Below are 23,089 nucleotides of genomic sequence, written 5' to 3' on the forward strand. Positions count from 1 at the left end.
AAGAGCAGATCGTGCAGCCCGCGTCTTCTGCTGTTACGGGTCCCGGGTCCCCGGTCCCCGGTCCCGCACCGTCGCGAACCAGCGACCCCGCCGCGTTCGGACGCGTCGCCGTGCTGCTCGGCGGCACCTCATCCGAGCGTGAAGTGTCGCTGAATTCCGGCAGCAACGTGCTGGACGCGCTGCGCGCGCGCGGTGTCGATGCGCAGCCGGTCGACGGCATTCCCGCACTGGCGCAAGCACTGGTCGCGCAGCGCTTCGACCGCGTGTTCAACGTATTGCATGGCCATAACGGCGGCGGCGAAGACGGCATCGTGCAGGGTTTGATGGAAGCCTTCGGCATCCCGTACACCGGCTCCAACGTGCTCGGCTCGGCGTTGAGCATGGACAAGATTCGCACCAAGCAGGTGTGGTTGTCGCTGGATCTGCCGACGCCGCGTTACGCGCGCCTGGCCGCCGGCGCCAGCGCAGACCAGATCCACGCCGCTGCACGACAGATCGGCTTGCCGGTGATCGTCAAGCCGGCCAACGAAGGCTCCAGCGTCGGTATCAGCCGCGTGTTCGATCAGGCCCAGCTCGAAGAAGCGGTGCTGCTGGCTGCACGCTACGACGGCGCGCTGCTGATGGAGCAACTGATCGAAGGCGACGAACTCACGGTGGCCGTGCTCGGCGAGACCGCGCTGCCGTCGATCCGCATCGTGCCCAAGGGCCAGTGGTACGACTACAACGCCAAGTACGTGGCCGACGACACCCAGTACCTGTGCCCGGGTCTGGAAGGCGATGCCGAAACCCAAATCGGTCAGCTGGCACTGGACGCCTTCCGCGCTGCCGGCGCACGCGGCTGGGGCCGCGTCGATGTCATGCGCGATCGCAGCAGCGGCCAGCTGTATCTGCTCGAAGTGAACACCGCTCCGGGCATGACCAGCCACTCGCTGGTCCCCAAGGCCGCGCGTCAGCTCGGCATCGATTTCGAAGAACTGGTCTGGCGCGTGCTGGAGCAGACGCTATGACGCCGGGAATGGGGAATCGGGAATCGGGAATCGGTAACAGCGGCCGCGTTGTTGCCGTTGCGACTTCCTATTTCCGATTCCCCATTCCCACACGCGGAGCGTGCCCATGAACGCCACTCTGCGCATCCTGGCCTGGTTGATCGCGGTGGCGCTGGTCGCGTTGCCGGTGGTGGCCGTGCTCAATGGATGGGTGGGTGCCGAGCGCTGGCCGTTGGCGAAGTTGCGAGTGTCCGGCGATTTCAAGCGGGTGCCGGCCGAAGAATTGCGCGCGGTGGTATTGCCGTATGCGCGCTCGGGCTTTTTTGCGGTGAAGCTGCAACAGGCGCAAGACGCCATCGCGCGCTTGCCGTGGGTGGAAAGCGCGCAGGTACGCAAGCGTTGGCCGGACGTGCTGGAAGTGCATGTGACCGAGCACAAGCCGTTCGCGCGCTGGGGTACCGACCGCATGCTGTCCGAACAGGGCCGGTTGTTCCGCACCCCACCGTTGTTGAAGGATTTCAAGTTGCCGCAACTTGGCGGACCGGACAGCAAGACCCAGGATGTGGTGGCGCTGTACAACGAGTCGCGCGCCTTGTTCGCGCCGACCGGGCTGGACGTGGAGCGCCTGGAGATGGACGCACGCGGCAGCTGGTCGCTGGGTCTGAGTAATGGGCTGCAGATCGTGATCGGCCGCGACGATGCGCGTGCGCGCCTGCAGCGGTTCGCCCGCGTGCTGCCGCAGCTGGCCGACCCGCAGCGCCCGATCGCGCGCGCCGACCTGCGTTACACCAATGGCTTTACGGTCGAACGCGCGCCGGGCGAGACCCCGCACGACGCCAAAAAATCCAAGACCACTGCGCCGGCGACACCCGGCGCGCCGCCGGCCGAGGTACATGCCATCGCCGCGCGCTTTCCGCATCGCCTGATCGATCGTCTGGCCTCTGCGCTTCCGTCATTCACTCTTCAACGCAGTCTGCATACATGAATCGCAAAGGCGACAAATCCCTCATCGTTGGACTGGACATCGGCACCTCCAAGGTCGTCGCGCTGGTCGGCGAGTACTCGCCCGGCAATCCGATCGAAGTGATCGGTATCGGTTCGCATGAGTCGCGCGGCCTCAAGCGCGGCGTGGTGGTGGATATTGAATCCACCGTGCAGTCGATCCAGCGCGCGGTTGAAGAAGCCGAACTGATGGCCGGCTGCGAAATCCGCTCGGTGTACGCATCGATCTCCGGCAACCACGTGCAGTGCAAGAACTCGCCCGGCATCGTGCCGATCCGCGACGGCGAAGTGACCTGGAGCGACCTGGAGCGCGTGCTCGACGCCGCCAAGGCCGTGGCCATTCCTGCCGACCAACGCATCCTGCATGCGATCCCGCGCGAATACGTGCTGGACGATTCGCAGGAAGGTATCCGCAACCCGGTCGGCATGACCGGCGTGCGCCTTGAGGTGCATGCGCATCTGGTTGTGTGCGCGCAATCGGCTGCGGCCAACATCACCAAGTGCGTGCAGAAATGCGGCCTGCAGGTGGACGATCTGGTGCTGTCCTCGCTGGCCTCATCGGTCGCCGTGCTGACCGCCGACGAGCGCGAGCTGGGCGTGGTGCTGGTGGATATCGGCGCCGGCACCACCGATCTGGCGGTGTACGTGCAGGGCGCGATCTGCCACACCGCGTCGTTGCCGATCGCCGGCGACCACGTCACCAACGACATCGCGCACATGCTGCGTACGCCTACCCCGGAAGCCGAGCAGATCAAGGTGCGCTACGCCTGCGCACTGGCGCAGCTGGCCACCGCCGAAGAAAGCATCCAGGTGCCGTCGGTAGGCGACCGCCCGCCGCGCCGCATGCCGCGTCATGCACTCGCGCAGGCCGTTCAGGGCCGTTACGAAGAAATTTTTGAAATGGTGCAGGCCGAACTGCGCCGCTCCGGCTTCGAAGAAATGGTGCGCGCCGGCATGGTGCTCACCGGTGGCGCGTCGAAGATGGAAGGCGTGGTCGAACTGGCCGAAGAGATGTTGCAGATGCCGGTGCGCGTTGGCATTCCGCAGCACGTGACCGGCCTGGGCGAAGTCGTCGGTAACCCGGTGCACGCCTCCGGCGTGGGCTTGTTGCTGATGGGCAGCCAGATCGAACACCCGCGCCGCCCGTCGATCCCGACGGGCCGCGCGGGAAGCTTGTTCAAGAAATTGAAGAACTGGTATCGCGGCGAATTCTGAAGAATCGGGAATCGGGATTCGAGAATTGGTTGAAGCAAAGGCAAAGCGGTTGCGGCAGGTTTGAGTGGAGAGCGGTGAGAGCGGGCAGGGCGTAGTTTTTTTGTGGTGACACCGAGGAAGCAGTGGTTGGCGTGGAGGTGATTCGCTGTTGCGATTCCCCATTCCCAACTCCCCATTTCCCGGCATTCAAACAACAACATTCGCCGACATGCGGGTGTTGGGCTGGCGAACGGAGCAATCCGATTCCCCATTCCCGATTCCCCATTCACGGCATCTAAAAAGGACACTGACATGGCACATTTTGAACTGATCGAAAAGATGGCTCCCAACGCGGTAATCAAGGTCGTTGGCGTGGGCGGCGGCGGCGGTAACGCGGTTGCGCACATGGTCAACACCAATGTCGATGGCGTGGAATTCATCACCGCCAACACCGACTCGCAGGCGATCAAGAACTGCGGCGCCAAGTTGCAGCTGCAGCTCGGCACCAACGTGACCAAGGGCCTGGGCGCAGGCGCCAATCCGGAAGTCGGCCGTCAGGCGGCGCTGGAAGATCGCGAACGCATCATGGACGCGCTGCAGGGTGCGGACATGGTGTTCATCACCGCCGGCATGGGCGGCGGCACCGGTACCGGCGCGGCCCCCGTGGTTGCGCAGCTGGCCAAGGAAATGGGCATCCTGACCGTGGCCGTGGTCACCAAGCCGTTCCCGTTCGAAGGCCGTCGCCGCATGCAGGTAGCGTTGAAGGGCATCGAGGAACTGAGCCAGCATTGCGATTCGCTGATCACCATTCCCAACGAAAAGCTGATCACCGTGCTTGGCCGCAACGCCACCATGATCCAGGCCTTCCGCGCTGCCAACGACGTGCTGCAGGGCGCCGTGCAGGGCATCGCCGATCTGATCGTGCGTCCGGGTCTGATCAACGTCGACTTTGCCGACGTGCGCACCGTGATGTCGGAAATGGGTCTGGCCATGATGGGCACCGGTTCGGCACGCGGCGACGATCGCGCGCAGGCCGCTGCCGAAGCCGCCATCCAGAACCCGCTACTGGACGATGTGAACCTGGCGGGTGCCAACGGCATCCTGGTCAACATCACCGCCGGCCCGGACTTCACCATGGCCGAGTTCGACGAGATCGGCCGCACCATCGAAGCGTTCGCGTCGGAAGATGCGACCGTGGTCGTCGGCACCGTGCTCGACCCGGACATGCAGGACGAAGTGCGCGTCACCGTGGTCGCCACTGGCCTGAACCGTGCGGTTTCCCGCCAGACCCAGCGTCCGGACCAGCGCGCGCCGATCAAGCTGGTGCGCAATGCCACCACCGGCCAGCCGGAATTCGGCGACTTCGACACCACCAGCGGCGACGCAGTGTCCAAGGCCGTCGGCGGCAGCATGGGCCTGGGCCTGCGTCGTCCGAGCAGCGACTCGGTCGGCAGCGGCCACAGTGCCGGCAATGCTGCGCCGCCGGCGGCAGACCTGCCCAACGATTACCTGGATATCCCGGCGTTCCTGCGCCGCCAGGCCGACTGATGGGCGTCGGCTGCGTCGCCACGGCGGCGTAGCCCGTCCCACCCGACGCTGTCGGGGCTGTAATGCCATGTCCTTTTCTGCCGGATCGGTCACGATCCGGCAGCTTTTACAATGGCAAGACCGGGACATGACACCTTTCGTCACGCGCAACTTGTTAAAATTCGGATAATGTTCAGCAGATAAGACGGTCGGTTCAGCGTCTGTCTGTATCGTTCCCCCAGACTTCGCATATGACCCAGCAACGCACTCTCAAAAACACCATTCGCGCCACCGGCGTCGGCTTGCATAGCGGCGACAAGGTGTACATGACGCTGCGACCGGCCCCGGTCGATCACGGCGTGGTGTTCCGGCGTGTGGACCTGGAGCCGGTCGTCGAAGTCCCCGCCGATGCCGAGCTGGTCACCGAGACCACACTGTGCACCGGTCTGACCTGCAACGGCGCCAAGATCCAGACCGTCGAACACCTGATGTCGGCACTGGCCGGCCTGGGTGTGGACAACGTCATCGTCGAGCTGTCCTCGGCCGAGCTGCCGATCATGGACGGTTCGTCCGGCCCGTTCGTGTTCCTGCTGCAGTCGGCAGGCATCGTCGAGCAGAACAAGGCCAAGCGCTTCATCCGCATCAAACAGCCGGTGGAAGTGCGCGAGGGCGACAAAGTCGCGCGCTTCGAGCCGTACGACGGCTACAAGCTGGGCTTCACCATCGAATTCAATCACCCGATGATCCCGGCAAAGCAGTCGCGCCAGGAAATCGAGTTTTCCACCTCGGCGTACGTCAAGGAGATCTCGCGCGCCCGCACCTTCGGCTTCATGCGCGATCTCGAGTACATGCGCGAGCGCAATCTGGGCCTGGGCGGTTCGATGGACAACGCCATCGTGCTGGACGAGTTCCGCGTGCTCAACGAGGATGGCCTGCGTTACACCAACGAATTTGTGCGCCACAAGATCCTGGATGCCATCGGCGACCTCTATCTGGCCGGCGGCGCCATCCTGGGCGCCTACGAAGGCTTCAAATCCGGTCACGCGCTCAACAACAAGCTGGTACGCGCGCTGCTGGCGGATCAGGCCGCCTGGGAATGGGTCAGCTTCCCCGAAGGAACCGAGCAGCCGCCGGTGACCTACGCCAGCCCCGTCTACGCCTGAGGCAGGCAAGACCCGCCGCGCAGCCTTCCGGTTCGCGCGGCCTCTGCCTGATGGCGATGGGCCGCTGCATGAGATCGGCTAAACGCCGCCGCACCCTGCCGACGACCGTTCTCCGACTGTGTCTACCCCGTGGCTATGTGTCAGGGAATGCCGCAATCGGCACCGAAAGCGTGAACCGGGTCGGATTTAGGTCCCGTTCTTAACTCTTTTTTAAGACTTCTCTAACTCCTGCGGGCGCCATGACCGCTAGGATGCGTCGGGTCGTGCGTGATCTTCGCAATCTTTTCACGCACTGCGGGCCGCCCCGAAACGGCGGCAGGGACGTCACCGCTTGGTCGGCACGACGTCCTGCAAGGATGCCAGTGCCTCGCGCAGACCCTTGTGCGTGGCTTCGGACACCGGCCGTGGACGGTCGCGGTTCTGCTGTGTTGGGGAATGCAGCGGAGTGCTTGCCGTCTTGACGGTCACTGCGGTGGCCTTCAACCCGATGGATCGGGCGGCATCAAGGAGTTGGGTCTCGGCAAGCCGCACCTTGGCATGCCAGATCGGCGAATCAACCAGAAAAACGAGCTGTTCGCCTCGGACATTGGCCAACCGGCAACGGGTGGCCAGATGGGGCGGTAACAGGGGGCGCAACTGCCGGTCCAGCGCATCGAGCCACAAGGCTCGGCGCAAGGGGTCGCCAGCCTTTTCACCCAGCGCGGCCTCGATGGCCTGCTGCGGAGCGGAAGGGTTACGTGCGTTGGACTTGGGCTTGGACATGACACTCATATGGCGTTAAAAAAAGTTGTAATCAAATCTCGCGAAACCCGGGCCCAGCGTGTGGCCCGACAGTTCCAGGGCTTTGCGTCGGATCGACCGATGGTGGTGCTCGGTGCCGTACTTGGCCTGGGCATGCTGATCGGCGTCGGTGCAAGCACCGCTACCGGCATGGTGACCAATTCCGCGCTGCAGGCCAAGGTCGCGCAGCAGCAGGCCGAGCTGGCCCAGGCGCAGCGCGCCTCGCAGGCACAGGTCAATGCACTGGCCGCTCGCATGGGCGAGCTGCAAGCGCAGGCCACCCGCCTCAACGCGTTGGGCGAGCGGCTGACCGAAATGGGCAAGTTGAAGGACGGTGAGTTCGACTTCGACGAGCCGGTCGGCGTCGGTGGCGGCGATGAGCCGGTCAGCGACATGCCGGTCGAATCGCTCAAGGAGACGCTAGGGCAAGTCGAACAGCAGTTTTCCGCCTCCGGCCAACAACTAAACGTATTGGCGTCGCTGATGTTCGATCATCAGCTCGAGCAGAATTCGGTGCCCTCGCGGATGCCGATCCGCAACACCTATATCACCTCGGGCTTTGGCGGCCGCGCCGATCCGTTCGACGGCGGTTCGGCCTTCCACAAGGGCGTGGACTTCCACGCCAACGTGGGCGACCCGGTAATGTCGGTCGCCGACGGCGTGGTCAGCTACGCTGGTGTGCGGGGCGGTTACGGCAACGTGGTCGAAGTGGATCACGGCAATGGCTACGTCACCCGCTATGCGCACAACTCGCGGCTGGTGGTGAAGGTGGGCGATCTGGTCCGCGCTGGCCAGCAGGTGGCCAGGGCCGGTTCCAGCGGTCGTTCGACCGGCGCGCACGTGCATTTCGAGGTGTGGGCCGATGGACGTGTGGTCAATCCGCGCAAGTTCCTGGGCGACACCAATACACCAGTAGGGCGCCGAGGGCGCGGTTGACGAAGGCATGGCACGCTCCGATGGAGGTGCTTGATTCGTGAAGGCTCGCCCCAAGCTACAATAGGGTGTTGCCATGACAGGGCGCAGTGCGCCCTGTTTCGTTTACGGCGGTCGGGTCTTGGGGACCGGCGTCGGTCAAACCGTTCCTTTTCAACCGGTTTCTTCAATGATCAACAGTCTGCTTACCCGTGTCTTTGGCAGTCGTAACGAACGCCAGCTGCGCCAGCTCACCCGCCTCGTCACCCAGATCAATGCGCTGGAGCCGACGATCGAGAAGCTCTCCGACGCCGAGCTGCAAGCCAAGACCCCGGAGTTCAAGCAGCGGCTTGCCGCCGGCGAGTCCCTGGACAAGATCCTTCCCGAGGCGTTTGCGGTCTGCCGCGAGGCCAGCCGCCGCGTACTCGGCATGCGCCATTACGACGTGCAGCTGATCGGCGGCATGGTGTTGCACCTGGGCAAGATCGCCGAGATGCGCACCGGCGAAGGCAAGACCCTGGTGGCGACCCTGCCGGTGTACCTCAATGCGCTGCAGAGCGAGGGCGTGCACGTCGTCACCGTCAACGACTACCTGGCGCGCCGCGATGCCGCGCAGATGGGCAAGTTGTACAACTGGCTGGGCCTGAGCGTGGGCGTGGTGTATCCGGGCATGCCGCATAGCGACAAGCGCGAGGCCTACGGCAGCGACATCACCTACGGCACCAATAACGAGTTCGGCTTCGATTACCTGCGCGACAACATGGCGCTGTCGCGCGCCGACCGCTATCAGCGCAATCTGCATTACGCGATCGTCGACGAAGTCGACTCGATCCTGATCGACGAAGCGCGCACCCCGCTGATCATTTCCGGCCCGGCCGACGAATCGCCGGAGTTGTACATCCGCGTCAACCGCATCGTGCCGCAGCTGACCAAGCAGGAAAGCGAAGAAGGCGAGGGCGATTACTGGATCGACGAGAAGGGCAAGCAGGTGCATCTGTCGGAGGCGGGCATGGGCCACGCCGAAGAACTGCTGATGCAGGCCGGTATCCTGGAAAACGCCGAAGACGGCCTGTACGCCGCGCAGAATTTGAGCGTGGTGCATCACCTCAACGCGGCGCTGCGTGCGCATGCGATCTATCAGCGCGATGTGGATTACATCGTGCGCGATGGCGAAGTGGTGATCGTGGACGAATTCACCGGCCGCACCCTGTCCGGGCGTCGCTGGTCCGACGGCCTGCATCAGGCGGTCGAAGCGAAGGAAGGCGTACCGGTACAGCGCGAGAACCAGACGCTGGCCAGCATTACCTTCCAGAACCTGTTCCGCATGTACAAGAAGCTGTCCGGCATGACCGGTACGGCCGACACCGAAGCCTACGAATTCCAGAGCATCTACGGCCTGGAAGTGGTGGTGATTCCGACCAATCGCCCGACCGTGCGCAAGGACCATCCGGACCAGGTGTTCCTCAATCGCAAGGGCAAGTTCAATGCGGTGCTGGCCGACATCGAAGACTGCGCCAAGCGCGGTCAGCCGGTGCTGGTGGGGACCACCTCGATCGAAACCTCGGAGATGCTGTCCGAGCATCTGCGCAAGGCGGGCGTGGAGCACGAAGTGCTCAATGCCAAGCAGCACGAGCGCGAAGCCACCATCGTGGCCAACGCCGGTCAGCCGGGTGCGGTGACCATCGCCACCAATATGGCCGGTCGCGGTACCGACATCGTGCTGGGTGGCTCGCTCGAGTCGGAGTATCACGCGCTAGGCGAGGATGCGACCGAAGAGGCGCGCTTCAAGATCAAGACCGATTGGCAGCGTCGCCACGACGCGGTCAAGGCGGCCGGCGGCTTGCACATCATCGGGACCGAGCGCCACGAATCGCGGCGTATCGACAACCAGTTGCGCGGCCGTGCCGGTCGTCAGGGCGACCCGGGGTCGTCGCGTTTCTATCTGTCGCTGGAAGACAACCTGATGCGCATCTTCGCCTCGGACTGGGTCCAGAAGGCGATGCGCATGATGGGCATGAAAGAAGACGACGTCATCGAAGATCGCCTGGTCAGCCGGCAGATCGAAAAAGCCCAGCGCAAGGTGGAAGCGCACAACTTCGACATCCGCAAGAACCTGCTGGATTTCGACGACGTCAACAACGATCAGCGCAAGGTGATCTATTCGCAGCGCGATGAGTTGCTGGACGCCGAGTCGGTGAAGGACAACGTCGATGGCATCCGCGGCGATGTGATCTATGACCTGGTCGCCCGCTTCGTGCCGCCCAATTCAGTGGACGAACAGTGGGACCTGCAGGGCCTGGAAGCCACGCTGGAATCGGAGCTGGGCATGCCGATGGCGTTGCGCGAAATGGCAAGCACGCAGGAAGAACTGGACGCCGAGCAGATTGCCGTCAAGGTGCAGGCTGCGGTGGATGCGCACTTCGCCGAGAAGGAAGCGGCGGTGGGCAACGACACCATGCGCGCGCTGGAAAAGCACGTGATGCTGACGGTGCTCGACCAGGGCTGGAAGGAGCATCTGGCCAAGATGGATTACCTGCGCCAGGGCATCTATCTGCGTGGTTATGCGCAGAAGCAGCCCAAGCAGGAATACAAGAAGGAAGCCTTCGAGCTGTTCTCCGAGATGCTGGAGAACGTCAAGCGCGAAGTGGTCAACCTGCTGGCGCGTGTGCGCATCCGCAGCGAAGAAGAAGTGGCCGAGCTGGAAGAGCAGGAACGTCTTCAGGCACAAGCACGCCTGATGGCCTCGCAGTTCCAGCATCAGGACGTAGGCGGTTATGGCGCCGACGAGGAAGTGGAGCAGATGCAGGGTGGCAGCGCACCGGTACCGGTGTCGCAGGTCACCCGCGACGAACCCAAGGTGGGCCGCAACGACCCATGCCCGTGCGGCAGCGGCAAGAAGTACAAGCACTGCCACGGTCAGCTCAGCTGATGCTGAGCTGACCGTGGCGCAGCCCGCGAAGCGGGCTGCGCACCCGCTATCCGCAACGCGGATAGTGGGCTCACGGTATTGCTTCCGATCCCCGCGCCTTCGGCGCGCCCCCTTACCAAGGGGGCTCTACCTACGAAGGGATTCTTGGGGGGTCTCCAAAGTCCGGGTACGGAATGGCGTACGCGCAGGGGATACGTCTTCGCGTTTGATGCTTGCGCCTTCGGCATGCGCCCTCTACCAAGCGAGCTCTGCTGACGACGCGTATTCGTGGGTTTCCTGGGAAGCCGGATACGTGAAGCCGGATGCGGGTGCATGGCCTGGTTTCCGATCCCCGCGCCTTTGGCGCCTCCTGCCGGGTGTTGCTCGCGGAGAGTCGACGGCGTTTTCGAGAAACCAGAGTGTGGACGGCGAGCGTACTTGGCAAGCGCTCTCCCGGTGAGTGTCAGCACGGCGAGGTCTGCTCTACGCTCCCGCATCTCTTGCGGTGCTCATTGTTCCCACCGTAGACATGCTTTTCCGCCTGTGCGACTGCGGGCGTATGCTCAGGCCCACGTCCTGCGTGGAGTGCGGTCATGTCGTTGTCCAGCCAGCAACTGAAGGTGTTCGTGCCTGCGCGCGACTACGCGTTGTCGCAGCGCTTTTATCGCGCACTGGGCTTCGTCCAGGAGGACGAGGTGGGCAACGTGACTTGTTTCCGGCATGGCACCCATTGCGCGTTTTTGCTGCAGGATTTTTATCTGCGTGAGCTGGCCGAGAACCTGATGTTGCACCTGTGGGTGGACGACGCGGATGGCTGGTGGCAGCACGTGCACGACACCGGTCTGGACGAGCAGTTCGGGGTGAGCTGCAGTGCGCCGGAAGACCGGCCATGGGGTGCGCGCGACTTCACCTTGCACGATCCCAGCGGGGTGCTCTGGCGCATCGGGCATCCGTTGTAGGGTCGGGGATTTGTGATTGGAGATTCGGAGTGGTCGAAGCGTGCGCCAGGTTTGCCTTGGCGTATCTCTAGCCTCGCATTCCCATTCGGCTGCGGTCCGAGTGATTGCGTTGAACCGCTCACTCGCGGCACTCTTATTGCATGCCCGATTCCCTAAGATCCATTCACGTCGTCGCTGGCGTGATCACCGACCCGCGCGGCCGCATCCTGCTGACGCGGCGTACCGAAACCCGCGACATGCCCGGCCTGTGGGAATTCCCCGGCGGCAAGCGCGAGCCTGGCGAAACCTCCGAGCAGGCGCTGGTGCGCGAGCTCAATGAAGAGCTCGGCATCGAGGCCCAGGTCGGCGAGTGGGTCATGGATGTGCCGCAGCTGTATCCGGACAAGCGCCTGCGCCTGGAAGTGCGCCACATCGCTTCCTGGAAAGGCAGCCCGCGCGGCCGCGAAGGCCAGGCCATGACCTGGGTGGCGGCCGACAAGCTGGCCCGCTATTCGATGCCGCCGGCCGACGTGCCGGTGGTGGGTGTGCTGCGTCAGCCCGACCGCTATCTGATCACGCCCGAGCCCGAGGACGACGCGCGTTGGCTGGAAGGCCTGGAACGCGCGCTGCAGGACGGCGTGACCCGCATCCAGCTGCGTGGGCGGCAGGTCGCGCCTGCGCGTTGGCAGGCGTTGTTGCAGCAGGTGATGCGCCTGCGTGGTCGAGCGCGCGCGCAGATGCTGCTCAATCGCGATATCGCGCTTGCTGCGGAACTTGGTATCGGCGTGCATCTGGGATCGGAGCAGTTGGCCGGTTTGCAGGAGCGCCCGCTGCCCGCAGAACAACCGGTGGCAGCCTCGTGCCATGGGCTGGAGGATTTGCGTCATGCGCAGCGGCTGGGCTGCGATTTTGCGGTGCTGGGGCCGGTGCAGACCACCGCATCGCACCCGGGTGCGACACCGCTGGGATGGGACGGATTCGAAACCCTACGCGAGCAGGTATCGTTGCCGATCTACGCGCTCGGCGGCATGCAGGCGGCCGACCTGCGCGAAGCACGCTCGCATGGCGCGCAAGGCATTGCGGCCATTCGCTCGCTGTGGCCGCAGTAAGCGAACGGCCACCGACGCTGGTGGTGTTCGGTGGATTGCCGGGCGTGGGCAAGAGCGCTATCGCACAGGCGTTGCTGACGCAATGCCCCGCGTTTTATCTGCGCATCGATACGATCGAGCAGACACTGCGCGAGAGCGGTGAACTCGCCACCGAGGTCGGGGCGGCCGGCTACCTGATCGCTTACGCACTTGCGCAGGCCAATCTACGCCAAGGCCATGTGGTGGTCGCCGACTGCGTGAATCCGTTGCCGGTCACCCGTGCATCCTGGCGCGCGGTGGCGCTGCGCACGCAGAGCCACTTGCTAGAGATCGAAGTGGTCTGCAGCGATCTCGCCGTGCACCGGCAGCGCGTCGAATCGCGGCGTAGCGAGATCCCCGGACTGCGCGTGCCGGAGTGGTCTTCTGTCCTGGCGCACGACTATGTGGCGTGGACCGAGCCGCATTGGGTGATCGACAGTGCCGTGCTGAGCCCGCAGCAGGCGGTCGCAGAAGTCATGCACCGGCTTGCCGCGCAGCCTTCAAGCGCTTAGCGCAAGCAGCTACCAAACGACTGTGCAGCCGCCAGGCGCGCGCGGCCGGTGCGCGGTGCGGCCTCTCCCCGTTCGTACACTCCGGTTCCTCCGCACCCACCTGACAACTGTTCGCTACGTTGTGTCAGCCGCGCTTAGTCCCTGCGTGCCGGCTGCCTTTAGGTCGGCGGGTTACTCGGAACAGCGGTGGTCATCGCCGTCGTCGCCCAAGGATGCGATATGCAATCTCGCTGCCATCGTGAGGCCGGCTGACAAGACGGAACGAGTCGTCGTCGCGCGGCTCAGACGGCGTGCTCATAAACCGCGGTGTTACATGCAGATTCCTAGCATCGGCGGCGACCGCGCTGCGCTGCGTGCAGTCTTTTTGCAAGCGGACTTAAAACGTCACCCAGAAGCAGTTGTACTGCCGCCGCAAGCGCAACACGCTGCGCGCAGGCGTACCGCTGGCGAGGTTCTGTTCCAAGCGCAGGCCCCAGGGGCGCGGGCGTGTGGGCGTGGGCAATGGCGCATCGATCGCGCTGCCATCCAGCGACGGGGCTGTTGCGGCGGTGTCTGCCTCCCAGGTCGGTGTATCGGTCTGCGGATACATCGGTGCGATGTCCAGCAGCGGGCGTTGCACGATGGCTTCCAGCCGGCTCAGCACCTGGTTGGCCGCCGCGTCGGATTGACCGCTCCACAGGTAAAGGCTGGACAGTCGATTGACGTCGCGGCTGTCTACGGCGCTTTGCAGGAGCGACACCAGCTCGCTCAACCGGCGTGGGCAGCCATAGCGGTGCAGCCCGGTATTGCCCTGTGTGCGCGGGGCCGGTGGCGCGCGCACTGCGGCGCCCACGTCTTCGCAGCGGCGGTCGGTGAACATGGTTTGCCCGTCCGGCGTGACGCAGCGACGGATCTCCTGTGCCTGCACGCGGCTGGCGGCAGGCAGGCAAAGCAGCAACAACAACATCATTGGCAGGAGGCGAGGCATCCGCGCAGCGTAGCCGGGCGCGCGTGAGCTGGCGAGAAACGCGAAAGAACGCGCGCCTGCACGCGTGACGTAGCTGGCCGCGCCCGCCGGAGTTGAATCGTTTGTACCGGCGGGTTACCGCAAGTTGGCCGAGCGCGTAGTTGCGCTCAGCGCCCCAACAGTTGCAGTACTTGCGTGGTGGGCTTGGCTAGGTTGAGCGTGTAGAAGTGCAGCGCCGGTGCGCCGCCGGCGATCAGGCGCTCGCACAAACTGGCCACCACTTCCGCGCCGAAGGCGCGCACCGCATCGGCGTCGTCGCCGTAGGACTGCATCTTCTTGCCGATCCAGCGCGGGATCTCGGCACCGCATTGCTCGGAAAAACGCCGTAGCTGCGAGAAATTGGAGATCGGCATGATGCCGGGAACGATCGGCACCTCCACGCCCATGCGCTGCACCGCGTCGCGAAAATGGAAGTAGGCATCGGCGTTGTAGAAATACTGGGTGATCGCCGCATCGGCGCCGGCATCCACTTTTGCCTTGAAGTAGCGCAGATCGCTCAACGCATCGACCGCTTGCGGATGGGTTTCCGGATACGCGCCGACTTCGATCCGGAAGGCATCGCCGTGCTCGGCGCGGATAAAGGCGATCAGGTCCGAGGCATAGCGCAGGTCGCCCGGATGCCCCATGCCCGAGGGCAGGTCGCCGCGCAGCGCAACGATGCGGGTACAGCCGATGGCACGATACAGCTTGAGCAGTTCGCGAATCTCCTGGCGGTTGCCGCCCACGCAGGACAGATGCGGCGCCGATTCGAAGCCGTGCTTCTGCTTGAGGTGGCGCACCGTCTCGGAGGTGTAGCTGAGCGTGGAGCCGCCGGCGCCGAAGGTGCACGACACATATTCGGGCGCATAGCCCTTCAACTTGGTCGCGGTGCGGTCCAGCTGCGCGCGCTGGTCGTCGGTCTTGGGCGGGTAAAATTCGAAACTGAGATGCGTCATCGCGGCGGGTCCGGCGGATCGTGCTTGCATAATATCGCTTCATCGCGATGAATGCATATTTGGTTGCGAGTGTCTCGATTGGTTGGCGGCAACGCCAGCGTGCAAGTGCGCAACGCAGCGATTGCATGGTCGGGTCTGCTTGCGTGCACTTGTCGTGCGGCGCGGCGCGCGCGGTAAGCTCAGGTACCCCACGCCACTTGATCGGAGCGCGACATGCAAGAGCAGGAAATGGACGTAATCGCCGAATCGTTGGGCCGCATCTGGGTGGCGTTGGCGCGCAGCGTCGGCGATCTGGCGCTCGCCTTGGCCTAGAGCGTGTTATGTACTTTGAGGTGAGTGCGAAGCGTCCTGTGGCGCGTCGAGACAAGGCGCGCAACGCGGTATCGGCGCGCCACAGGGCGCTTCCCGGAGGGTTGGCCGTCAGCGGCACGGAGCGGGCGCCGCGCGGCTTGCCTTGGCGGCCAGCCAAGCCGGCGCCACGCAGCACCCGCTCCGCACCGCTGACAGCCAACGCATCTCATCTCAAAGTGCATAACACGCTCTAACAGCCTGGTGTGGATGGCAGCAAGTTGCTGAGCGACTTTGCCGCGCGTCTGCCGTCGGGCCAGGACGACGGCACGTCCAAGGTGTTCGAAGCGATCCGCCAGTACATCGACCAGGGCGTCGCTCCCGACCAGGAGTGAGCATCGCCACGCGCGTCCGCTGCACGCAGGCGCGCGTGATGCAGGCCTGGTGTGCAGCGGCGTCGCACGCTCTACGCCATGCATTGACATCTGCCTGCCTACACTGGGCGCCCCTTTAACGGAGCGCCTTCATGTCCGACACCACGATGACCGCCATCGCCATCCGCGATGGCAAGGGCGACGCCGACGCGCTGTATGCCACCGAGCAGGCGCGCCCGCGTCCGGCGCCGGGGCAGGTGTTGATCCGCGTGCATGCGGCGGGCATCAATCGCCCCGATCTGCTGCAGCGTGCCGGGCACTATCCGCCGCCGCCGGGCGCGCCGGAAACGCTGGGTCTGGAAGTGGCCGGCGAGATCGTGGAGCCGGCCGGTCGCTGGAAGGTGGGCGACCGTGTGTGTGCGCTGCTGGGCGGCGGTGGCTATGCCCAATATGTGGCGGTCGATGCGCGGCATGTGCTGCCGATTCCTGCCGGCATGGATCTGGTGCAGGCGGCCGCGTTGCCGGAAACCATCTTCACTGCCTATACCAATCTGTTCGAGCATGGCCGTTTGGCGGCCGGTGAATGGCTGTTGCTGCATGGTGCGACTTCAGGGATTGGCGTCACCGCCATCCAGATGGCCAAGGCCGCCGGTGCGCACGTGTTGGCCACCGCGCGCTCGGCCGGCAAGGCGGCGCAGGCGCGCGAGCTGGGCGCCGATGTGGCGATCGATTCCACCAGTGAGTCGTTTGTGGCCGTGGCCAAGGCGCATGGCGGTGTGGACGTGGCGCTCGACATGGTGGGCGCTGCGGTCTTTGCCGATACGCTGGAAGCGCTCAACCCGCGCGGGCGCATCGTCTACATCGCCTCGCAGGCCGGTTCGACCCTCGAGGTACCGATTCCGCTGCTGATGCGCAAGCAAGCCATCCTCACCGGCTCGACCCTGCGTCCGCGCACTGCCGACGAAAAGGCGCGCCTTGCCGCGGAGGTCGAGCGTGTGGTGTGGCCGTGGATCGAACAAGGCAAGATCCGCGTGCTGATCGACAAGCGCTTCCCGCTCGGTGAGGCGGCTGCGGCGCATCGCTATCTGGAGCAAGGCAGCCATCTGGGCAAGGTGGTGCTGGAGATGTAGTCCGCACTCGGTCGTCGCTGCGAGTTGCGCAGACAACGGATGACCGAAACTCAGCAGTATGAGGACGCGAGCCGATACCGCTGGCACGCGCTTATGTGCTGCGGTCGACCACCGCTTCGATGTGGTGGCCATCGGGGTCGATGGCGAACGCGGCGTAGTACGCATCGCCGTAGTCGGGTCGCAAACCGGGCACGCCGTTGCTGCGACCGCCGTGCTCAAGTGCGGCCAGATGAAAAGCGTCTACCGCAGCGGCGGTGCTGGCTGCGAATGCAAGATGGAATCCGCTGCCCGGCGCGCAGCGCGTTGCCTGTTGCTGTTTCAACGCCAGACAATCCTCGCCGCCGGGGCGGCCATAGCCGACCGCCTGATCGAGCGTGCCGGGTTCCAGATCCGACCACACCCGCACATAGCCCAGTGCGCCGAGCACGGCGTCGTAAAACGCGGCTGAAGTTTCGATGTTGCCAACGCCAATGGATACGTGATGCAGCATCGATGCAGTCCTGTGATGAGTGGCGCGCGGGTGCCGGCTGGCGATCCTGGTGTGTGCGGATGCCGTGGGTCAATCGCCCGCAGTGGTCGCAGCCCGTCAAGGCGCTTGCAGAAATCGATGCAGTGGCCTGCATCGCATCTGTCAGCCAGGCGCCGCGCCGCAGAATGCTGACGAAGCCGCTGCATGGCGCCCATGCAGGTATAGCAAAACAAGCAGGAGCGATGTCTCGCAGCGGGCCATGGCCTGACCGTACACTGCGCCGTCGCACACGTGTGGCCGGAGGCCGCACCACAGGTTGCGTTGGCCCGATGCCGTCGCAGCAGGCAGTGCAAAGCAACCAGCACGACTCCCCTATCAGCACGAAGGTTTCGATGAAGCATCCAGACGCATTGCGCATTGCCCTTGTCGGGATCGGCAAGATCGCCCGCGACCAGCACGTGCCGACCATCGCCGCGCGCCCGGACGTGCAGTTGGTGGCCACGGTGAGCCGGCATGGCACGGTCGATGGCGTCCCGGCGTATCACACACTGGATGAAGCGTTCGCCGCGCATCCGGAGCTTGAAGCCGTCGCCTTATGCACGCCACCGGTCGGGCGGCATGCCTTGGCGCAGGCGGCGTTGAGCGCTGGCCGGCATGTGTTTCTGGAAAAGCCGCCGGCCGCCACGCTTGCCGAGATCGACGACCTGCGCAAGGTGGCGCAGCACGCGCAGCGCAGCCTGTTCACCAGTTGGCATTCGCGTTGCGCGGCTGGCGTGGAGCCTGCACGCGCGTGGTTGGCCGATAAACAGATCGTGCGCGCGCACATCACCTGGAAGGAAGACATCCGCCACTGGCATCCCGGGCAGGACTGGATTCTCGAACCCGGCGGCATGGGCGTGTTCGATCCCGGCATCAATGCGTTGTCCATCGTCACGCACCTGTTGCCGCGCAGCTTCGCTTTGCGCGAGGCCGAGCTGCACACACCGCAAAACCGTCAGGCACCGCTGTACGCGAGGCTTGCGTTCGTCGATACCGCGGGCGTGCCGGTCACGGCGGAGTTCGACTTCCTGCAGACCGGCCACCAGCGCTGGGATATCGAAGTGGAAACCACCCAGGGCGTACTGACGCTCAGCGAAGGCGGTGCCAAACTGCACATCGATGGGCAGGCGCAGGCCGTGCCCGCGTCCGGCGAATACGACGGTCTATATCGGCGGTTTGTGCAGTTGGTGCGTGCCGGTGAATCGGAGGTGGATGTCGCTCCGTTCGTGCATGTGGCCGATGCGTTCTTGCTCGGGGCACGCACGGTCACCGCGCCGTTTGCCTGGTAAGTCGGTCGCGCTATCGCGGTGACCTTGCTGAAAAACAACACCGACCATTGGTCGGTGTTGTTTTGCCTTGATCGCGTATTTGCATGATGACTGCAATGCCATCGCGCCATATGCGCAGTGGCAGCGCCGCTGCTGCTGGTGCCGATCAACGGCTTTCCAGTGCCACGTCGTCTTGATCGACGTTTTCGGTATTGCGGACATCTGCCACCGAGAGGGGTGTACTCGCCGGCCTGCGCAGCGCTGGGGTGATCTGCGCGCGGAAGCGCCTGACCACCCACGTCTCATCGAGCAACGCAAACGCGAAGAAACCCAGCAAGGTGCCGGCGACCAGCGTGGGCGCATGCGTAAACGTGCCAGGCAATAAGAGACTGAGCCACAGGAAGATATTGGGCGAGGTCTGCAGCAGGTGAATGTCTGCCGCAATGCCGGCATCGATCCGCTTGCCTGTCACGCGCTGGTGCGCGCGTAAGTACAAGGCGCTGCCCACGCGGCACGCCAGCAATAGCGTAAACGGCAGCAGCAATGCGCCCCAGGCGTGCCAACCGCCATCCATCAATGCGTGTACGAGTGCAGTTCCTTCGGTGCGTAGCCCGACCAGCAAGGCCATCGGCACCATCGTCAATGCGCCCACCCAGCCCCAATTGGTCGCGAGCTTGCCGGCTGCGATCGGGCGCGCCCGCCGCCATCCCTGCGCGGCCAGCGAGGGCAGTGCCAAGGCAAGCAGCAGCACCACGAAGAACCGCTCCAGCGCATGCGCGTTGCCCAGCAGCTCACGGTGATCCAAGGCCAACACCAACAAGAGCAGCGGCAGCAGCACCGACAACACCAGCGTGTAGCGCGCTGCAAAGAAATAATCGCCGCCGCGTGCCAGCGAGAAGGTCGGCACCGACAAGGCGGGTGGCACGATCAATAGCAGGCCGATCACATGGATCCATTCGTTCTGGAACTGTGTGAGCAACAGCATGGCGCAGAGCGCGCGTGCCACGCTGATCACGCACAGCGCAATGTTTTCCGGCCCTTGCGTCAGCCGTAAGGCGCCGGCCTCGATGCGTACCGACAGGAAGAACGCGTTGACTGCCAGCAAGACGACGATGGCTGTGGTGCTGGCAATATGCGGCACATGGACGCCCACGCACGACAGCGCGAAGCCGCCTAGCGCGGCGAGTAACATCCATTGCAGGAGATGGATTTCGGTTTGCTCGCCTAGATAGTTCATGCGCGAGGAGCTGCGCGCAGTCATCTGCTTGAGCTCGTCCCACGACAGCGGCCGGGAGTTGGGCAGCCGGAAATCGATGTAGTCGGCAGGTGGCAGGCCGGAGGCGATCAGCGCAAACACCTCGACGATGTATTTGTGTGCCACCACCAGCACCTGCTTGCCTTGCCGGTCCAATGGCGCAAGCACGGTGTCGTAGTAATGCTTGCAGCGGGCATACATGTCCATCCAGTGTTCGCCATCGGGCGGCGCGCCGTCGGCATCGTGGAAGCAGGCGTCGTAGAGGCGGTGGCCGATCGACTTCTTGATCAGCGTTTTGTTCTTGCCGGCGAAGATGCCGAAATCGCGCTCCACCAATGCAGCGCTGGAGATCACCTGCGGGGTCCCGGTGACGCCTTCCAGGATGATGGCCGCGGTTACCTGCGCGCGTTCGAGCGTGGACACGTGGACTTGGTCGAAGTGCAGCCCGCGTTGACGAACGTAATCGGCTGCCTGGCGCGCCTGACGACGGCCCAGCGGGGTGAGTGGCGAGTTCTGCGCGCCTGCAAAATAGTTCTGTTCGTTTGCGAGCGACTCACCATGACGGACGAAGTACAAAGGCATGGGCTGGGCTCCGGTAATGCACCACTGATCGGTGAGTCCGGTAGCGTTGCAACACGAGTTGCCGACGCGGCGCCTGCATAGCTGCCAGGCGACCGCTGATGGATGCGGCATAGGCCGCGTATCCGTCGGTGCCTCGCGCCGTCAGCCCATATGACGGTTGCTTGCGACGTTGTGTCGATCATTGCTCATGCGGCAAGGCCATCGGCTCGCGGTCAACCGGTTGCACGCCATGTGAGCAGGTGGGGCAGCATGCATCCGATTGCCAGTAGGTCCGGCGAGCCGAGCGTTTCGTTGCGACGCGAACGCTGTTTTTATCGATCGATTCATCTGCTGACCAAGAATGTGTCGATCGCACCCGTTTGCTTGGTGTGCGCGTGTCATCGAGTGCGACGGCATGCGCGCAGTGTCGTTGCGCGATACGAAGCGATCATGTTGCCCGCAGACGCACAACGCCTGTGTACGCGAAATGCGGCACAGGCGTTGGCTGATGCGGTCAACAGGTTGACGATCACGCAGTTGTCTTATCGGCGGCTTGCTTGCGAGATCTGGTTACTGCCAGGTGTGCAGGTGCGATTTAGAACAGCCAACAAAACGACTGTGCTCACCGCGAGGCGGGCGCGGACGTTGCTCGGTGCGGCATGTACCACGCGTACACTCCGGTTCCTCCGCGCCGTCCACTCCCACCTGACGATTGCTCGCTACGTGCTGTCAGCCGCTCTTCCATCACCTGCACATGCAGGCCACGCCGGTGGGCACATGGCTGCGGTCGGGATCAGCGCCGCCACATCCGTGTGCCACGCGCCGGCAGGGTAAACGTGTAGGAGCCGCTGGTAATGCGCACCACGTTGCCCGAGCCCAGCGCGTCCACGTAGTCCGCATTCCAGTACAACACGCTGTTGTTCATGCCGACGGTGGTGGTGACCGGGTTACCGCATTTGTTGATGCCGACGATGCCCATGCTGCCGCGACGGAACAGGATGTGGCAGGAACTGGACGACAACAGCTGCATGTCGGTGCCCTGCACGCCATTGTGGAAGCCGATCATGCGGCGCAGGTCGTCGCGCTGGTAGGCGTTGACCCATCGGTTGTCGCCGCTCTCGTTGTTGTCGGTGTAGACCATCGGCATGCCGCCGTTTCGGCCGATCAGATACGCATAGGCCAGGGTTTCGTCGACCGGGTCGAGAATGGCGTAACGGAAGCCGGCGTTGTTGGGGATGTCGTGAGTGATGGCGAAAGTCACTGCGCGATTGCCCGGCAACGCCTGCCCGCCGCCCGCCGGGTCCACCAGCTGCTGCATGCTGGCACCGACCGCAAATGCATTGCGCACTGCGTTGAACAACGGAAAGTCGTAGGCCGCATGCGGCGTGGATTGCAGATATGGCGCCAGAAACTGATCGTAATCGCCATTGCCGGTGCCGCCGCCGGTGATCACTTCGCCGAACACATAGACACCGGAGCGGATGCCGGCATCGAATACGCGGTTCAGATGATCGAAGGTCATGTGCTTGGCCGCATCCACGCGGAAGCCGGTCACGCCCAGGCCCTTGAGTGCCTGCAGATAGGCGCGTTGCTGTTGCACCACCCAGTCGTTACCGACCAGATCCGGCAAGCCCGGGTCGCTGCCGCCGCCGCAGATGCGGTAATTGCGCACCTGGAAGGCGTCGTTGTAATTGGTGATGCACTGCGCCGGGCCAAAGTCGCTGGCGCTCAGAAAGTTCGACTGCAAGGTGCCGAACAGGCGCAGCGAATCGTAACGTCCCGGGTTGGCTGCGTACTGCGACAACACCGCGCTGCCGGGGTAGTTGAGGTCCGAGCGCGTCGCCGCTTCGTTGGCCATGTGGTTGAGCACCACGTCGGCATAGGTTTCAACGCCATTGTTGGCCAGCGCCTGCACCATGCGCGAGAACGCAGCGGTGTCGCCCAGCGGGCCGTCGATCACGCGCAGATCCTGCGGTTGATAACGCGCCCACCATGCACTGCCTTGCGAACGATAGGCGGGAGCCACCAGCACCTTGCGATAGCCGGCATCGGCGATCTCTTTGGCGCGTGCTTCCACAGTGGCGTAGGGCCAGTTGAAGGCATGCAGGATGACATCGGCCTGCACATTGGCGGTGGTCAGCAGCAAGACCAGCGCTGTCAGCAGCAGGCGGCCGCAACGCTGCATGAGCGAGGGTGGAGCATGAGCTAGCGTGTTGCGCATCGGATGGTTCTCCAGTCGGTAAGAGCGAGCTCGCGCGCAGTCTGCGATGCCCACATCAAGGCCTCCGGCCCCTGTTCCGGAAAGCGCGCGCACGGCGTGCAGCGCGCGGTGATGCTAAGCGCGCATCGCGCCGCAACATCGGTGCTGTGCATACGTATTCAATGCCGCCAACCGCGAAACTGCGTGTGGAGTTCGGTGGCAACAGGGCGGTCGGTCGCACAAATGCGCGCGATCCCCTCCTGCTGGAACACTGGGCATCGGGCCAGTGTGTTTTCAGCGGCTAACGCGTTTGGTCTGGCGTGTGCCGCTATCGACGACGGCCACTGCAGGCGTGACACGCTGCAGGCAATGCGCTGTCTATGCGTGTGCTGCTGGACGACGTGAGTGCGCTCGACGTTGCAACACGGTGGGCGCTGCCTTGAGCGAGCGATACGGCAAAACGGGGCGGCAAGACATCGCGGGCAGCATGCGTTGCCGCGCAGTGCAGCCGGTGC

General features: G+C 64.2%; 19 protein-coding genes and 1 other RNA gene. 14 read left to right on the forward strand and 6 right to left on the reverse strand.

Annotated elements, in window-relative coordinates; genetic code table 11:
• Positions 1-11: 11 nt before the first annotated feature.
• From ACZZ0O_RS10340 to lpxC, 5 genes are all read left to right on the forward strand, one after another.
• Positions 12-1,007 carry a D-alanine--D-alanine ligase gene (locus ACZZ0O_RS10340; RefSeq protein ID WP_115528201.1) on the forward strand — a complete coding sequence of 332 codons (996 nt, stop codon included), beginning with the start codon at positions 12-14 and terminating at the stop codon, positions 1,005-1,007.
• Positions 1,008-1,113: 106 nt separating this feature from the next.
• Complete coding sequence (locus ACZZ0O_RS10345; protein WP_463590722.1) at positions 1,114-1,971, forward strand: cell division protein FtsQ/DivIB; 858 nt, start codon at positions 1,114-1,116, stop codon at positions 1,969-1,971.
• Positions 1,968-3,203, forward strand: a complete 1,236-nt coding sequence (ftsA, locus tag ACZZ0O_RS10350; RefSeq protein ID WP_003485272.1) for a cell division protein FtsA — start codon at positions 1,968-1,970, stop codon at positions 3,201-3,203. Before ACZZ0O_RS10345 ends, ftsA begins: the two co-directional genes overlap by 4 nt.
• Positions 3,204-3,494: 291 nt before the next feature.
• Positions 3,495-4,730 carry a cell division protein FtsZ gene (gene ftsZ / locus ACZZ0O_RS10355; protein WP_228324414.1) on the forward strand — a complete coding sequence of 412 codons (1,236 nt, stop codon included), beginning with the start codon at positions 3,495-3,497 and terminating at the stop codon, positions 4,728-4,730.
• Positions 4,731-4,960: 230 nt separating this feature from the next.
• Positions 4,961-5,872, forward strand: coding sequence for a UDP-3-O-acyl-N-acetylglucosamine deacetylase (gene lpxC / locus ACZZ0O_RS10360; protein ID WP_055850944.1), 912 nt, complete (start codon positions 4,961-4,963; stop codon positions 5,870-5,872).
• Between the two features lie 324 nt (positions 5,873-6,196).
• Here the strand turns inward: lpxC and ACZZ0O_RS10365 are convergent, their stop codons facing one another.
• On the reverse strand, positions 6,197-6,643 hold the full coding sequence (locus tag ACZZ0O_RS10365) for a DciA family protein (RefSeq protein WP_082473545.1): 447 nt from the start codon (positions 6,641-6,643) through the stop codon (positions 6,197-6,199).
• On the opposite strand from ACZZ0O_RS10365, the gene ACZZ0O_RS10370 reads away from it, so the two are divergent.
• From ACZZ0O_RS10370 to ACZZ0O_RS10390, 5 genes are all read left to right on the forward strand, one after another.
• Positions 6,644-7,588 (forward strand): M23 family metallopeptidase, encoded by a 945-nt coding sequence (locus ACZZ0O_RS10370; RefSeq protein WP_055850947.1) that lies wholly within the window; start codon positions 6,644-6,646, stop codon positions 7,586-7,588. It begins immediately after the preceding gene.
• A gap of 166 nt (positions 7,589-7,754) precedes the next feature.
• Positions 7,755-10,493, forward strand: coding sequence for a preprotein translocase subunit SecA (secA, locus tag ACZZ0O_RS10375; protein ID WP_055850951.1), 2,739 nt, complete (start codon positions 7,755-7,757; stop codon positions 10,491-10,493).
• 572 nt (positions 10,494-11,065) lie between these two features.
• Positions 11,066-11,431 (forward strand): VOC family protein, encoded by a 366-nt coding sequence (locus ACZZ0O_RS10380; protein WP_055850954.1) that lies wholly within the window; start codon positions 11,066-11,068, stop codon positions 11,429-11,431.
• A 140-nt stretch (positions 11,432-11,571) separates the two neighbouring features.
• Positions 11,572-12,519: a Nudix family hydrolase gene (locus ACZZ0O_RS10385; RefSeq protein WP_463590723.1), complete on the forward strand. Its 948-nt coding sequence runs from the start codon at positions 11,572-11,574 to the stop codon at positions 12,517-12,519.
• Positions 12,507-13,049 (forward strand): P-loop nucleotide/nucleoside kinase family protein, encoded by a 543-nt coding sequence (locus ACZZ0O_RS10390; RefSeq protein ID WP_463590724.1) that lies wholly within the window; start codon positions 12,507-12,509, stop codon positions 13,047-13,049. The genes ACZZ0O_RS10385 and ACZZ0O_RS10390 overlap by 13 nt, the downstream gene beginning before the upstream one ends.
• Before the next feature lie 376 nt (positions 13,050-13,425).
• Here the strand turns inward: ACZZ0O_RS10390 and ACZZ0O_RS10395 are convergent, their stop codons facing one another.
• Together ACZZ0O_RS10395 and metF are read right to left on the reverse strand one after the other, a co-directional pair.
• Entirely contained in the window at positions 13,426-14,016 is a 591-nt protein-coding gene (locus ACZZ0O_RS10395) for a hypothetical protein (protein ID WP_115553040.1), read from the reverse strand.
• A 146-nt stretch (positions 14,017-14,162) separates the two neighbouring features.
• Complete coding sequence (gene metF, locus ACZZ0O_RS10400) at positions 14,163-14,990, reverse strand: methylenetetrahydrofolate reductase [NAD(P)H] (protein WP_055850966.1); 828 nt, start codon at positions 14,988-14,990, stop codon at positions 14,163-14,165.
• Between the two features lie 554 nt (positions 14,991-15,544).
• Between metF and ACZZ0O_RS10405 the strand changes: the two genes are divergently transcribed.
• Both ACZZ0O_RS10405 and ACZZ0O_RS10410 read left to right on the forward strand, forming a co-directional pair.
• Positions 15,545-15,673, forward strand: coding sequence for a hypothetical protein (locus tag ACZZ0O_RS10405; RefSeq protein WP_267191093.1), 129 nt, complete (start codon positions 15,545-15,547; stop codon positions 15,671-15,673).
• Positions 15,674-15,804: 131 nt separating this feature from the next.
• Positions 15,805-16,782 carry an NAD(P)H-quinone oxidoreductase gene (locus ACZZ0O_RS10410; protein ID WP_463590725.1) on the forward strand — a complete coding sequence of 326 codons (978 nt, stop codon included), beginning with the start codon at positions 15,805-15,807 and terminating at the stop codon, positions 16,780-16,782.
• A gap of 91 nt (positions 16,783-16,873) precedes the next feature.
• Here ACZZ0O_RS10410 and ACZZ0O_RS10415 read toward each other — a convergent pair whose 3' ends face one another.
• The gene (locus ACZZ0O_RS10415; RefSeq protein ID WP_463590726.1) at positions 16,874-17,272 is read right to left on the reverse strand and encodes a VOC family protein; all 399 of its coding nucleotides are present in this window, start codon (positions 17,270-17,272) and stop codon (positions 16,874-16,876) included.
• Positions 17,273-17,643: 371 nt separating this feature from the next.
• Between ACZZ0O_RS10415 and ACZZ0O_RS10420 the strand changes: the two genes are divergently transcribed.
• Positions 17,644-18,579, forward strand: coding sequence for a Gfo/Idh/MocA family protein (locus ACZZ0O_RS10420; RefSeq protein WP_463590727.1), 936 nt, complete (start codon positions 17,644-17,646; stop codon positions 18,577-18,579).
• Between the two features lie 145 nt (positions 18,580-18,724).
• On the opposite strand, the gene ACZZ0O_RS10425 is transcribed toward ACZZ0O_RS10420, so the two are convergent.
• The gene (locus ACZZ0O_RS10425; RefSeq protein WP_463590728.1) at positions 18,725-20,395 is read right to left on the reverse strand and encodes a histidine phosphatase family protein; all 1,671 of its coding nucleotides are present in this window, start codon (positions 20,393-20,395) and stop codon (positions 18,725-18,727) included.
• Between the two features lie 638 nt (positions 20,396-21,033).
• Here ACZZ0O_RS10425 and ACZZ0O_RS10430 point away from each other — a divergent pair.
• Positions 21,034-21,109: non-coding RNA, sX9 sRNA (locus ACZZ0O_RS10430), on the forward strand.
• Positions 21,110-21,167: 58 nt separating this feature from the next.
• Here ACZZ0O_RS10430 and ACZZ0O_RS10435 read toward each other — a convergent pair.
• Positions 21,168-22,538, reverse strand: coding sequence for an alpha-amylase family protein (locus ACZZ0O_RS10435; RefSeq protein ID WP_463592438.1), 1,371 nt, complete (start codon positions 22,536-22,538; stop codon positions 21,168-21,170).
• Positions 22,539-23,089 lie beyond the last annotated feature (551 nt).

Source organism: Xanthomonas sp. AC360 (genome assembly GCF_979258225.1).

Coding starts and splice junctions, on each gene's coding strand:
- ACZZ0O_RS10345 (WP_463590722.1), top strand. CDS start 1,114: ATGAACGCCACTCTGCGCATCCTGGCCTGGTTGATCGCGGTGGCGCTG.
- ftsA (WP_003485272.1), top strand. CDS start 1,968: ATGAATCGCAAAGGCGACAAATCCCTCATCGTTGGACTGGACATCGGC.
- ftsZ (WP_228324414.1), top strand. CDS start 3,495: ATGGCACATTTTGAACTGATCGAAAAGATGGCTCCCAACGCGGTAATC.
- lpxC (WP_055850944.1), top strand. CDS start 4,961: ATGACCCAGCAACGCACTCTCAAAAACACCATTCGCGCCACCGGCGTC.
- ACZZ0O_RS10365 (WP_082473545.1), bottom strand. CDS start 6,643: ATGAGTGTCATGTCCAAGCCCAAGTCCAACGCACGTAACCCTTCCGCT.
- ACZZ0O_RS10370 (WP_055850947.1), top strand. CDS start 6,644: ATGGCGTTAAAAAAAGTTGTAATCAAATCTCGCGAAACCCGGGCCCAG.
- secA (WP_055850951.1), top strand. CDS start 7,755: ATGATCAACAGTCTGCTTACCCGTGTCTTTGGCAGTCGTAACGAACGC.
- ACZZ0O_RS10380 (WP_055850954.1), top strand. CDS start 11,066: ATGTCGTTGTCCAGCCAGCAACTGAAGGTGTTCGTGCCTGCGCGCGAC.
- ACZZ0O_RS10385 (WP_463590723.1), top strand. CDS start 11,572: ATGCCCGATTCCCTAAGATCCATTCACGTCGTCGCTGGCGTGATCACC.
- ACZZ0O_RS10395 (WP_115553040.1), bottom strand. CDS start 14,016: ATGCCTCGCCTCCTGCCAATGATGTTGTTGTTGCTGCTTTGCCTGCCT.
- metF (WP_055850966.1), bottom strand. CDS start 14,990: ATGACGCATCTCAGTTTCGAATTTTACCCGCCCAAGACCGACGACCAG.
- ACZZ0O_RS10410 (WP_463590725.1), top strand. CDS start 15,805: ATGTCCGACACCACGATGACCGCCATCGCCATCCGCGATGGCAAGGGC.
- ACZZ0O_RS10415 (WP_463590726.1), bottom strand. CDS start 17,272: ATGCTGCATCACGTATCCATTGGCGTTGGCAACATCGAAACTTCAGCC.
- ACZZ0O_RS10420 (WP_463590727.1), top strand. CDS start 17,644: ATGAAGCATCCAGACGCATTGCGCATTGCCCTTGTCGGGATCGGCAAG.
- ACZZ0O_RS10425 (WP_463590728.1), bottom strand. CDS start 20,395: ATGCCTTTGTACTTCGTCCGTCATGGTGAGTCGCTCGCAAACGAACAG.